Below are 12,681 nucleotides of genomic sequence, written 5' to 3'. Positions count from 1 at the left end.
TCCGGGGTCGAAGGGGCGGGGCCCCTTCAAGGACGGGACGGGTAGGGGCGGCGGGGGCGAGAAAATCCCCGGCGCTCAGACCTTCGGCTGGGACCCCGTAGCCAGCGACCCACACAGCGCCGTCGCCCCACCCGTGGCATAGGGGTCGGTCCCCGCAGGGCCGCCCTCCTTCGCCGTCTGCCCGGCCAGCAGCGGATGCAGCCGGTTCGTGGAGTCCTCGGCGCACGACAGCGGCCCCGCCTGCACGTAGGACACGACCAGCTGGGCCTGATGCAGCCGCAGGTCCTCCCGGTCGAACCGGAAGTGCAGCTCCCGCCGCACGGTGAACAGCGAGGCCTCGGCCGCCTTCTCCCCGGCCCCCGCCTGCACCGCCCGCAGCGCGTACACGAACGTGTGATCGGCCGTGACCTCAAGCGTGGACGAGTCCGTCTCCGCCGCCTGCAGCGTCCCCTGCACCCGGATCTTGCGGTCCGCCAGCTCGGCCTGGGAGGGGTCGAAGCGCACCAGCCACCCGGTCGGCGCATGCCGCCCGTCCGCGGCAGGCTGCCTGAAGCTCTGGTCGAACTGGTCCAGCTGATCGGGATCGAGCAGCACCCGGACCGGACGGATCTGCTCACCGGTGAGCACCTCGGGATACAGCGAGGACCGCACGATGTAGTCCTTGGCGATGCTCAGCGCATTCGTCACCTGGCTGTCCGAGAAGTGCGCGGTACGGCGGGCGGCCGGCAGCGGTATGCCCTCCGCACCGAGCCGGAACTGAGCGGCGGGGCTGTGCGCGTACAGGTTCTCCGCGTCGCTCCCCCCGGGCACCTTGCCCTCCGGGGCGAGCGGGATGACGGTCATGCGCAGCGGCTCGGCGGGCGGCCCGGAGTTCGCCGGGGTCTGGTAGGGGTGCCGTACACCCATGTAGATCGCGGTCCCGAAGGCCACGGCGATCAACAGGACCAGGACCAGTGCCTGCCGGGACAGGCCGCGCCGCATTGGTGCACGGCGGCGCACGGCGGGGGCGTGGTCGGCGATCCGCTCCTGTGCGGAGAACTCCTGGAGGCGGGCAGCACGGACGAACGACTCGTCGAAGACGACGGATCGGTACTCGTCCTCGCCACCTCCGGGGCCGCCCTCGGGTGTCCCCTCAGGTGGGTCTCCTGGCCCTCCCATATCTTCAGGGTAGGTCGCCAGGAGCTCAGGTAAACGCCCTGCCGCACGACAAGTTCTGACAGGTTCTCACCAGGATCGTCAGACAGCTCTCCGCGGTGTTCAGGCCATCGATCGGGTCATTCGACCGAGTCATTCGACCGGGCCCGGTCAGGGCGTGCGCGGGGTCGCCGAGATGGCCGGTTGGGAATGGTCGGCGGAGGCGGAGGGAGCCGCTGCGCTGCCCTGGTCCAGCCCGGTCGACGCGGGCGCCGGGACCTGCTCCCGGTCGTTGGACGAGGCTCCGCGGTAGACCGCCGTGAAGGCCAGCGCGACCATGCCGATGCCCATCACGAGGGCGAGCATCCAGGCCACGGGGCGGTGCCAACGGACCCGCTTGCCGTACGTCCCGGGGGCGCCGTAGCGGCCTTCCAGGATGTCCGTGTCATCCAGATCGTCCAGCTCAGGATCATGGCCGAAAGAAGCGCGGCCGTCGGTGCCGTACCCGTCGTCGTACCGCTCGCCCCGGCCGTGTGCCCGGCGGGCCTCCGCCTCGGAGGCCTCCGCTCTCGCCTGGGCGGCGGCCAGAAGGCGCTCGACGGCGGTCGGCTCGTGCACCACGGCCGCCCGTACGAAGGCCTCGTCGAAGACCACGGAGGCGAACTCTTCGTCCGACACCCCGCGGTCGTGGTCGTCGTCGGGCTCCCAGCCGTCAGGGAACGGCGTGCCCCCCACGTCCTCCGGCACGGCTCCAGAGTAGACCTGGGGGGTCAATTTGGGCAGACGGTATGGAAATTCATCTGCCTGGTGAGACACCTGTCGTGCGGCACGGAGGCGGCCCGGGGCGCGTGTCCGACGCATATGCCCTGGCCGCGCGCCCCTACGCCGTACGGGTCAGCGCCGTACGTGCCCGTCGCCGGTGACGATGTACTTCGTGCTGGTCAGCTCGGGCAGCCCCATCGGCCCGCGGGCGTGCAGTTTCTGCGTGGAGATGCCGATCTCCGCGCCGAAGCCGAACTGGCCGCCGTCCGTGAAGCGGGTGGACGCGTTCACCGCGACCGTCGTGGAATCGACCAGCTGGGTGAAGCGGCGGGCGGCCTGCTGCGAGGTGGTGACGATGGCCTCGGTGTGGCCGGAGGTCCACAGGCGGATGTGCTCGACGGCCTTGTCCAGCGAGTCCACGACGGCGGCGGCGATGTCGTACGACAGGTACTCGGTCTCCCAGTCCTCCGCGGTCGCCTCGACGAGGGTCGCCTTGGAGTCCTTGCCGTACGCCATCACCCTCTCGTCGGCGTGCACGGTCACCCCGGCCTCCGCGAGGGCGTCCAGGGCACGCGGCAGGAATTCGGGGGCGATGTCCTGGTGGACGAGGAGGGTCTCGGCGGAGTTGCAGACGCTGACGCGCTGGGCCTTGGAGTTGATCAGGATCTCGACCGCCATGTCGAGGTCGGCGTGGGCGTCGACGTAGACGTGGCAGTTGCCCGTGCCGGTCTCGATCACCGGGACGATGGACTCGGTGACCACCGTCTGGATCAGCGAGGCGCCGCCGCGCGGGATCAGCACGTCGACGAGCCCGCGGGCCCGCATCAGCTCCCGTACGCTCTCGCGGCTCTCGCCGGGCACCAGCTGCACGGCGTCGGCGGGCAGCCCGGCCCCGCCCACGGCGTCGCGGATCACCCGCACGAGTGCGCTGTTCGACTCGTACGCCGAGGCCGAGCCGCGCAGCAGTACGGCGTTGCCGGACTTCAGGCAGAGGGCGGCGGCGTCGACGGTGACGTTCGGGCGGGCCTCGTAGATGATCCCGACGACGCCCAGCGGGACGCGGACCTGACGCAGGTCGATGCCGTTGGGGAGGGTCGAGCCGCGGACGACCTCACCGACCGGGTCGGGCAGCGCGACGACGTCCCGCACGTCGGAGGCGATGGCCCGCACGCGCTCCGGCGTCAGCGTCAGCCGGTCGATGATCGCCTCGCTGGTGCCGGCCTCGCGGGCCTTGGCGATGTCCTTGGCGTTGGCCTCGACGATTTCGCTCGTCCGGACCTCCAGGGCGTCCGCGATGGCGAGCAGCGCGTCGTCCTTCTCGGCCCGCGGCAGCGGGGCGAGGTCGGCGGCGGCGGCCTTGGCGCGGTAGGCGGCCCTGTTGACCGGGGACATGGAGTCGTACGGCGAAAGCGTGGTCATGAAAGAAGGGTAGTGCGCCCGCGAGGGCGGTCCATCGTATGTTCCGAACCGCGAGACGGAACCGAAACGCGGCCCTCGCCCTCTTTTGCGCACCGCACCGCCGCCCTGCACCGCCCGGCCCGGCCCCGCCCCCGCTCCTGAGCGCTAGAACGGGTGGACACCCACCGGAGTCGCCGGCGGTGGTCCGAAGCCTTCCGAGAGCCGCAGGTGGTAGGTCTCGCGGTCGATGACCTCGAGCCCGACGATCTCCCACGGCGGCAGCCCCGCGCTCTGCCGGTGCTCGCCCCACAGGCGCAGGGCGACCGCGGCGGCGTCGTGCAGGTCGCGGGCCTCTTCCCAGTACCGGATCTCGGCGTGGTCGCCCGCGTACCGGCTGGTCAGCAGAAACGGGTGGTCGTGGGCGAGCTGTTCGAGGGCGCGCCGCACTTCCTTCACCGGGGCCTCCTGACCGGAGACGCTGAGGGTGACGTGCCACAGGCGGGGCAGGTCCTTGGGCTCCTCGTAGCGGTCGCCGGCCGCGACGCTCGTCAAGGCGCGCTCCTCACCGGCCGCACGGGACGAGGCCCCGTCGGCACTGCGGGACGCCGTCCCAGGGCGCACTCGTCTCACGACGGCCTCCTTTACGCAGTGACCGACTCGGTGGTCGTGCGGAATGTGTCCCGTAGACAAAGTTGAGCAGGCCGCAAGGGCTCGCGGGGCGATTTTGCGGAACGTCCACCTCAGGGCGACTTACGCAACGGGGCGTTCCCCCTGTTTTCGGCCGGGGGTCCGGGGGTTGGCCCCCGGGGCAATGCAGCGCGGAACGTCCACCTCAGGGCGACTTACGCAACGGGGCGTTCCCCCTGTTTTCGGCACCCCTGAGCACCGGCAGGCGTTCAGAACTCCGGGATCACCCGCCCCTACGGCTCCAGGATCACCAGATCGTCCCGGTGCACGACCTCCCGCTCGTACTCCGCCCCCAGCTCCCGCGCCAGCTCCCGCGTCGACCGCCCGAGCAGTTGCGGCATCTCCTTGGCGTCGAAGTTGACGAGCCCGCGTGCCACCGCGCGCCCCGCGCTGTTGCGCAGCTCGACCGGGTCGCCCGCGCTGAACTCGCCCTCGACGGCGGCGATCCCGGCCGGCAGCAGGGACATCCGGCGTTCGACGACCGCCCGTACCGCGCCGTCGTCCAGGGTCAGCGAACCCTGCGGGGTGGAGGCGTGCTGGAGCCACAGCAGCCGGTCGGCGGAGCGCTTGCCGGTGGCGTGGAAGTAGGTGCCGGTGTCGCCGCCGTGCAGCGCCTCGGCGGCGTGGATCGCGCTGGTGAGGACGACGGGGATGCCCGCGGCGGCCGCGATCCGGGCGGCCTCGACCTTGGTGACCATGCCGCCGGTGCCGACCCCGGCCCGGCCCGCGCTGCCGATCTCCACCTGCGCCAGGTCCTCCGGACCGTGCACCTGAGCTATCCGCGAGGTCCCGGGCTTGCTGGGGTCGCCGTCGTACACGCCGTCCACGTCGGACAGCAGCACCAGCAGGTCGGCCCGCACCAGATGGGCCACGAGCGCCGCGAGCCGGTCGTTGTCACCGAAGCGGATCTCGTCCGTGGCAACGGTGTCGTTCTCGTTGACGATCGGGAACGCGCCCATCGCCAGGAGCTTGTCGAGGGTGCGGGAGGCGTTGCGGTGGTGCGCGCGGCGGCTCATGTCGTCGCTGGTCAGCAGGACCTGGCCGACGCGGACGCCGTGGCGGGCGAAGGAGGCGGTGTAGCGGGCGACGAGAAGGCCCTGGCCGACGCTGGCGGCGGCCTGCTGGCGGGCCAGGTCCTTGGGGCGGCGACGCAGGCCCAGCGGGGCGAGACCGGCGGCGATGGCGCCGGAGGAGACGAGGACGACCTCCCTCTCCCCGCCGCTACGGCTCTTCGCGAGGACGTCGACGAGCGCGTCGACGCGGTCGGCGTCCAGACCGCCGGACGCGGTGGTCAGCGACGACGACCCCACCTTGACGACGATCCTGCGGGCCTCGCGCACACCCTGCCTTGCCCCTGCCACCTGTGTTCTTTCCCCTCGCGTACGTCCGGTTCCCTGCCCGGCAATCTACGCGAAGAGGATCGTGCGGCGCGCGGCGATTCCAGCCCCCGGACAACCTCGGGGTAACTGCCTGCTCACGCCTCGCGTACGGCGAAAAGGTTGCGTTGGTTGCCTGTAGAAGTCAAAGACAGCGCAAACTTAAGTTGAACGCTGTGCCACACGATGCTCATCACGTTCACCGCGCGAAGCGGCTTCTTCTCCGCTCGGGCAAGAGCCCCTACGACGTCGTCCCCATCGAGGAGGCCCTCCATCGGGACGTCATCGCCACCAACTCCGGCAACCTGATCTTCAGCGACGCCACCCACAAGATCCTTGAGACTCCGCGCACCGAGGTCGTCTCGAACGGCATCCGCACCGATGCCTCGGCGGCGGGCCGGATCAACGAGGAGTACGACGCCTTCGTCGTCCCGCTCGCGAACGCGTTCCGTCCTTCGTTCGAGGGGCAACTGAAGCGGCTGACGCGGCTGATCACCAAGCTCCGGATTCCCGTGGTCGTGGTGGGGGTCGGTGCGCAGGCCGGGCTCGGCTACAACGCGGCACGGCTGAAGGGCATCGAGCCCGCGGTGCGCGAGTTCGTCTCCGCCGTGCTCGACCGCAGTGCCTCGATCGGGGTGCGCGGCGAGTTCACCGAGAAGTACCTCAAGGACCTGGGGTTCCGGGACGTCGAGGTCATCGGCTGCCCGTCGCTGTTCCTGTACGGCAAGGAGCTCACCGTCACCAAGCGGGAGCCGGTTCTCGGCGCCGGCTCCCGGATCGCGGTCAACGGCTCGCACAGCGCGGTGAAGTCGCAGGGCCTGGACCGGGTCATCGCCCGCGCCCACGCCCGCTACCCCTACCTGCGCTTCATCGGCCAGAACCTCAGCGACGCACGGCAGTTGCACTGGCGGGACCTGTCCGACCCGAACGGCATGGTGACCGCGATGCCGACGCATCCCGAGCACCCGATGTACCGGGAGGACAAGGTCCGCGTGTACGTCGACCCGGTCACCTGGATCGACGACCTGCGCACGTTCGACTTCTCGTTCGGCTCCCGCATCCACGGCAACATCGCCGCGCTGCTGGCGGGCACGCCGGCGACCGTGCTGTGCGGTGACTCGCGCACGCTCGAACTGTGCCGCTACTTCGACATCCCGCACCGCCGGATCGACAAGCTGACCGAGGGCCTGGACCCCGCGGCGCTGTACGAGGAGGCCGACTTCGGCGCCCTGATGAGCGGCCACCAGGAGCGGTTCGAGCGGTTCACGGCGTTCCTGGACAGGAACGGCCTGGAGAACACCTTCACGCACGGCGACGGCGGCGCCGCCTTCGACGAACGCATGAAGTCGCTGTCCTTCCCGGCGGGCATCCGCCCCTGGAACGACGCCGACCTGACCTCGCTCACCACCCGGTTCGGCTGGCTGCAGAGCCGTATCGCCGAACTCGCCACGGACAACGACCGGTTGCGGCGCGACCTGGCCCGTACCGCCAAGGGCGGCGCCGCGGTGCCGACGGCGTCCGTCTACCGCCGGGCCCGCCGCGTGGTGGGCGGCCCGATCCGCAGGGCGCTGCAGTCGGGACGGTAGAAGGCCGAGGTCTCCGGCCGCCACGTCGAGGGCCGGGGTACCCGCCGGCCCCGGTCACTCAAGGCCCCCAGGACACATGCGTGTCGTCCGCAGGCCGCCGCGCGTTAACCCGGGCGCACAACGTCAGTTAACCCGACGCCCGCGTCCCGCGCCGATCTTGGAGTGACCGCAGTTGCCCGCACCCCTGTCCCGCATCCCGGCGAGAGCGCTCGTCACGGCTCTCCTGGCCGCCGCCTTCTGCGCCCAGGCCGTGGCGGCGCTGCGCCCGCACGTCCCGCTGCTGCTCGGCGCGACGGCCCTGTCCCTGGCCGTCGAGGGCGTGCTGCTGCGCTGGCAGCGCGGCATCCTGTCGGCGTTCGCCAAGTCGCACGCGGACATCACCGTGCGGCACGTACTGCGGGACCTGCTGCTGGTCGTGTGCCTGCTGCGGCTGGGCGAGCAGCACCGGGAGCCGGTGTACACCCCGCTGATCGCGGGTCTGCTCGCCTTCTACGTCCTGCACTGCGCGATCCAGGCGGTGTCGGTGCTGGTCCGCCGCACCCGCACGCTGCCGGTGGTCACCCGCAACATCGACGCCGCCGCCCTGCGCCTGTCCCCCGCCCCGCCCATCCTGCTGCGCCGCCCGGGGCCCCGCCTGCTGATCTTCGGCCTCCCTGCCACGGCCGGCCTGCTGGCCACGGCGGCCGCCGACGACCCTCGCTGCGCGGCCCTGGGCATCGCACTCTCCCTGGGCCTCGCCCTGCTGGGCCTGTACGACCTTCTCGTACGGCTGCTGCCGAGCCGTCGCCCGGCGGGTGAGCGGGAGACCCTGGAGTGGCTCGACGCCTGGCTGGCGGAGTACCGGCCGACCGTCGGGCTCTACTTCTCCGGCGGCGCGGCCTCGGCGTACCAGGCGAACATGTGGCTGGAGCCGCTCGCGAAGCTGGACGGCAGGCCGCTGATCGTGCTGCGCGAGCGGTTCATGGTGCCGAAGATCGCGCCGACCGACGTGCCGGTCCTGTGTCTGCCGAAGGTCTCCACGCTGATGCGCCTGGAGGAGTCCTCGCTCCAGGTCCTCATCCACCCCTCGAACTCCGGCAAGACCTCCCAGGTCCTGCGCATCCCCACGCTCAAGCACACCTTCGTCAACCACGGGGAGAGCGACAAGCTGTCGTCCTGCAACCCGTACGCGAAGGCCTACGACGAGGTGTGGGTGGCCGGACCGGCGGCGCGCGAAAGGTACGCGTACGCCGAGGTCGGCGTCGAGGACAAGGACGTCGTGGAGATCGGCCGCCCGCAGCTGGACGACGTACGGCCGTACGCGGGCCCGCCGAGCGGGGCGTGCGCGACGGTCCTGTACGCGCCGACCTGGGAGGGCTGGGACGGCAACCCCGGCAACACCTCGGTGATCGAGGCCGGCGAGAACCTCGTACGCGCGCTGCTCGCGGACGCGGGCGTACGGCTGCTGTACAAGCCGCATCCGCTGACGGGGTCGGTGGATCCGCGCGCGGGAGCCGCCGATCTGCGCATCCGTGAGCTGATCACGGCGGCCAACCGGGAGCGGACCGGCGAGCGCCCGCGGGACACCGATGAACTCGCTCTTCGCACCGAGGAGTTGGACCGCCTCACCACGACCGCCGTGCGGGCGTCCGCCGACCAGGTCGAGCGGATGCTGCTGCAGTCGGCGCCGGAGCCGGGGCGGGCGGAGGCGGTGGCGCGGGCGACGACGGCCTGGGAGGAGGCGTACTGGGCCTCGCTGCCGGAGTGGGAGCACCAGGTGGTCACGGCCACCCGGCCGACGCTGTACGCCTGCTTCAACGAGGCGGACCTGCTCATCAGCGATGTGTCCAGCGTGATCAGCGACTTCCTGGCGAGCGGGAAGCCGTACGCCGTGGCGAACACCAGCGGCCTCGCGGAGGACGTGTTCCGCAAGGCCTTCCCGACCGTGCGCGCGGGGACGGTGCTGACGCCGGACGCGGCCGGGGTGCCGGAGTTGTTGGACGCGGTGCGGCACCCCGAGAAGGACCGACTGGTCGAGGCGCGGGCGGAGTTGAAGCGTCACCTGCTGGGGCCGGACGAGCCGCCGTCACAGGTGCGCTTCAACGAGGCCGTGCAGTCGCTGTGTTCGGTGGCCGGGGAGCACCGCGCCCGGATGGCGGAGCGGCTGGCGGCGGAGACCCCCGAGATCCCCGATCAGCGACGGTCCTTCACACCGCAGCGGCCCGCCCACCCGGCGTAGCCCCGCCGGAGGACCTCAGCACCCGGCGCGCCTTGCGCACCGCCCGCCGCAGGAACGAGTCCAAGCCGCCCTCCCGGTAGCCGGGGAAGGCACGGGCCTCGCGCGGTTCGGCGAGGTACACGGAGTCGGGGATTCCGGCGGCGGCGTCCCGGAAGTGCGGGTAGGCGAGGTAGACCCGGCGGCCCTTCTTCTCCAGGAGGGCCGCCGCCTGCTTCTTGGCCTTGACGAACTCCACGACGGGCAGCAGGAGTTCGGGGCGCTGCTCGGCGACCAGGTGCAGCCGCAGCCGCTCGTGGACCTTGAGCCGGCCGGCGATGCCGGGGGTCCAGTGGGCGTCCATGAGTGGCTTCGCCAGTTCGAGCTTGTGCTGCCGGACCTTCTCGCTGTCCTTGGCGTACTTGGGTCCGAACTGCGGCAGCAGGGTGATGAGGAAGGGGCGGAGCATGAGCTGGTCGCGCCGCGGGCCCGCCGGGACGTGCTCGGCGATCAGGTTCATCAGAGCCCGCGCGGAGTCGAAGCGCAGCTTGTAGCCGCCGCTCTTGGTCACGTGCTTGCCGTCGTCGCGGCCCACCAGGTAGTAGCAGGTGTGGTCGGCGACCACGGAGACGCCGTCCGCCCGCAGATAGGCCTCCATCGTGAACAGCGCGTCCTCGCCGGTCCACAGGGACTCGTCGAAACGCATGTTGTGCCTGGTCAGCAGGTCGCGGCGGAACAGCTTCTGCGCGCTCAGCGTGAACTTGATGTTCGAGGAGAAGACGTCGGTACGGTCCAGCGTCTTGCCCCACATCGACTTGGGCGCGGTGCGGTTGACCCCCTCGATGCGGCCGAGCACCACATCCGTGCCGTTCCTGTCGGCCATCGCGACCATGCGCTCCAGCGCCTCGGGACCCAGCCGGTCGTCGGCGTCCAGGAAGAAGACGTACCGCCCCGTGGCCTTCCCCAGACCGACGTTGCGCGGGCCGCTCGGGCCGCCCGAGTTCTCCTGCCGGATCACCGTGACCGGCATCGCCGCCCGGTCGGCGAACTCCTCCAGGCACTCCCCCGTGCCGTCCGTCGAACCGTCGTCGACGGCGATGACCTCGATGCGCCCCGGGCCGATGGTCTGCGCCTCGACCGAAGCCAGGCACTCGACCAGGTACGGCATCGCTTCGTACGCCCCGATGATCACAGTCACATCAGGCTGCGTGACGGTCACGTTTCCCCCTTGTCAACGGGATATTTCCCCCGTATCGCCTCATTCACTACTTGATAGACGGCTGGGTGTTGCAAGCGGTTGCCTCAGGCCCGTGATTTGGTGGCCCAGATCACATCGCGAACTGACATGGGCTCAGGTGATTCGGGAAGTGGAAGGGGCCCGTCAGAAACGACGAAGCGGCCCCCGAGGATCGCTCCTCGGGGGCCGCTTCGTCGCGTCCGTGGGTCAGGCGGTCAAGTCGTCCCCGTCCGCCGACCCCCGCGGCACGGGCACGGTCGCCGGAACGGGGTCGGGCTCGGGCTCGGGGTCCATGTCGGCTCCGGCCGACACCCGGGACTCCTGGCCGACGTTGCGCGTCTCGGCCTTGATCGCGAGGTTCGCCACCGCGGTGTTGAACTGCTCGATGGACGTCGGCTCGTCCGGACCGAGCAGGTACCGCTTGAGCTCCACACGGTCCTCGGCCAGCGCATCGGCGGCCGGATCCCGTACGGCGTCCAGCAGCTCGCCCAGTTCGGCCGCGCTGTTGGACAGGATCGTCGCGGCGCGCACCGCGGTGTTCGCCCGCTTGAACTCCTCCACGCCCAGCTCGGCGGAGTCCGTGACGGCGTACGGCTTGCCGCTGGCGATGAAGTCGGAGACCACGCTGGAGATGTCGGAGACCATCGCGTCGGAGACGTTGAAGCAGTCGTACAGGCGTGGCTCGGAGCCCGTGATGACGCGGTGCTCGTGGCCGGGGAAGGAGCGCCAGTACGCGGTGTTCCACTCGGCGCGCAGCCGGGCGACCTCCTCGTGCTTGGCGATGTCGACGAGCCCGTCTCGGGTGGCCTCGGCCTCGTCACCCTTGCCGTTGCCCTTCCCGTTGCCCTTGCCGGACAGCTCGGCGAGGCGGGTCTCGATGCGGGCCAGTTCGGCCTTGGCGGCGGTCAGCGCGGCAGAGTCGGCCGTGAAGCGTGCGTCGGTGACCCGCTCGGCGGCGGCCTGTTCGACCAGGGCGATGATCCGCCGGTGCGCGGCGCCGGCCTCCTTGCTGACGGTGCCGGTGAAGGGGTGCGGCTTGTACAGGACGCGGACCGGCGGGTCGGCCGAGACCAGCTTCGTCACGATGGACTCGCCGGCGAGCACGATCGAGGTGTTGCCAGGGTTGCCGTCCCAGCCCTCCCAGGTCGGGGCGTAGAGAACCGTCGGGATCCGGCCCTCGGGGGCACCGCTGAAGCCCTGGATCGGCGCCAGCTGCGGGCGGCCGACCTCGACGATGTCGGCGTCGCGGACACCGACGTCGGCGATGGCGTAGCGGTCGCGGCCCGCGCGCCCGGCGGTCCACACCTCGTCGTAGACCTTGCTGTACGGGTTGACGCTGGCCAGCTTGTCGCTGTCGCCGTGGCCGATGAAGACGTGCTTCATGGTCGGGACGCGCAGCAGGTGGATGTTCTTGCCGACGTTCGCGGCGTACAGCGCGACGCGCACGTTCGACAGGTCCAGGTTCATCAGGTGCACACCGCCGGGCACGCAGATGACGGGGACCGTGGTGGGCGCGAGGTTGTTCAGGATGACGCGCTCACGCAGGATGATCAGCGGCTTGGAGTCCAGCTGCTCCATGGTCTCCAGCCACATGTTGACCTGGTACGCGGAGTCCTTGGAGCCGGAGAAGTACAGCACCGTCTCGGGCCGGTACTCGGCCAGCCAGTCATCGACGGCGGCCAGGACCTTCTCGGCGTTCGGCGGGACCTTCGCGCCGCGGACGTACGGCACGAGCGCCAGCACGTACAGGCAGCCCACGCCTACCGTGATGCCGATGCCGATGAAGCCGACGACGGCCGACTCCAGGGACGCGGAGACGAGGATGCCGGCGACGGCCGCGAGGTCGAGGTGCAGCATCTTCTCGGCGGAGCGGTGCAGCAGCCTGCGCGGCGGGGCGTCCGGGATGCGGATGCGCGAGGCGAGGTCGACGTTGCGGGTGGCGACCGGCATACGGCGGCGGTTGCGGATCAGGGTGACCAGCGCGCCGTGCGGGGCCTGGAGGCCGTAGAAGGCGATGAAGCAGGCGATCGCGCCGTAGTAGATCAGGTCGTCCGCGAGGCCGAGCCGGGCCAGCAGCAGGATCAGCAGCAGTTGCCTGATCAGAAAGCGGATCGACAGACCTGCCCGCACCTTGCTCAGGCGGTTGACCAGATAGCTGCCCTTGCGGTGCAGATAGTGGTCCGCCAGGTACGTCACGGCGGCCGCGGCCGCGAAGGCGGGAACGCTCGGGACGAGCGCGGCCAGCATGAGTGCCGGGAAGCCCAGCATCATGAGGGCCGCCGCGGCCAGCTCGGCCGCGCTGCCCAC

9 protein-coding genes are annotated in these 12,681 nt (G+C 70.9%); 2 read left to right on the top strand and 7 right to left on the bottom strand.

The annotated features are described in order from the left end of the window. Positions 1-75 precede the first annotated feature (75 nt). From OHT51_RS28060 to proB, 5 genes are all read right to left on the bottom strand, one after another. Entirely contained in the window at positions 76-1,158 is a 1,083-nt protein-coding gene (locus tag OHT51_RS28060) for an SCO2583 family membrane protein (protein WP_328881689.1), read from the bottom strand. A gap of 147 nt (positions 1,159-1,305) precedes the next feature. Further along, the gene (locus tag OHT51_RS28055) at positions 1,306-1,881 is read right to left on the bottom strand and encodes an SCO2584 family spore wall biosynthesis protein (protein WP_443052578.1); all 576 of its coding nucleotides are present in this window, start codon (positions 1,879-1,881) and stop codon (positions 1,306-1,308) included. A gap of 147 nt (positions 1,882-2,028) precedes the next feature. Further along, the gene (locus OHT51_RS28050) at positions 2,029-3,315 is read right to left on the bottom strand and encodes a glutamate-5-semialdehyde dehydrogenase (RefSeq protein WP_328881687.1); all 1,287 of its coding nucleotides are present in this window, start codon (positions 3,313-3,315) and stop codon (positions 2,029-2,031) included. A gap of 144 nt (positions 3,316-3,459) precedes the next feature. Then, positions 3,460-3,915, bottom strand: coding sequence for a hypothetical protein (locus OHT51_RS28045; RefSeq protein WP_328884460.1), 456 nt, complete (start codon positions 3,913-3,915; stop codon positions 3,460-3,462). A gap of 299 nt (positions 3,916-4,214) precedes the next feature. Further along, positions 4,215-5,342 (bottom strand): glutamate 5-kinase, encoded by a 1,128-nt coding sequence (gene proB, locus OHT51_RS28040; protein ID WP_328881686.1) that lies wholly within the window; start codon positions 5,340-5,342, stop codon positions 4,215-4,217. Positions 5,343-5,533: 191 nt separating this feature from the next. Here proB and OHT51_RS28035 point away from each other — a divergent pair, with 191 nt between their 5' ends. Continuing rightward, positions 5,534-6,943 carry a polysaccharide pyruvyl transferase family protein gene (locus tag OHT51_RS28035; RefSeq protein WP_328881685.1) on the top strand — a complete coding sequence of 470 codons (1,410 nt, stop codon included), beginning with the start codon at positions 5,534-5,536 and terminating at the stop codon, positions 6,941-6,943. 172 nt (positions 6,944-7,115) lie between these two features. Further along, entirely contained in the window at positions 7,116-9,161 is a 2,046-nt protein-coding gene (locus tag OHT51_RS28030; protein WP_328881684.1) for a hypothetical protein, read from the top strand. Here OHT51_RS28030 and OHT51_RS28025 read toward each other — a convergent pair. After that, a complete protein-coding gene (locus tag OHT51_RS28025) occupies positions 9,130-10,356 on the bottom strand; it encodes a glycosyltransferase family 2 protein (protein ID WP_328881683.1) in 1,227 nt (408 codons plus the stop codon). The genes OHT51_RS28030 and OHT51_RS28025 overlap by 32 nt on opposite strands. Before the next feature lie 225 nt (positions 10,357-10,581). Then, entirely contained in the window at positions 10,582-12,681 is a 2,100-nt protein-coding gene (locus OHT51_RS28020; protein WP_328884459.1) for a hypothetical protein, read from the bottom strand.

Source organism: Streptomyces sp. NBC_00299 (assembly GCF_036173045.1).
GTDB lineage: Bacteria > Actinomycetota > Actinomycetes > Streptomycetales > Streptomycetaceae > Streptomyces > Streptomyces machairae.
This window is presented reverse-complemented; position numbering and strand designations above follow the sequence as displayed.

Excerpts from the sequence above, each read along its gene's own strand:
- OHT51_RS28060 (WP_328881689.1), bottom strand. The coding sequence starts at position 1,158 with ATGGGAGGGCCAGGAGACCCACCTGAGGGGACACCCGAGGGCGGCCCC.
- OHT51_RS28050 (WP_328881687.1), bottom strand. The coding sequence starts at position 3,315 with ATGACCACGCTTTCGCCGTACGACTCCATGTCCCCGGTCAACAGGGCC.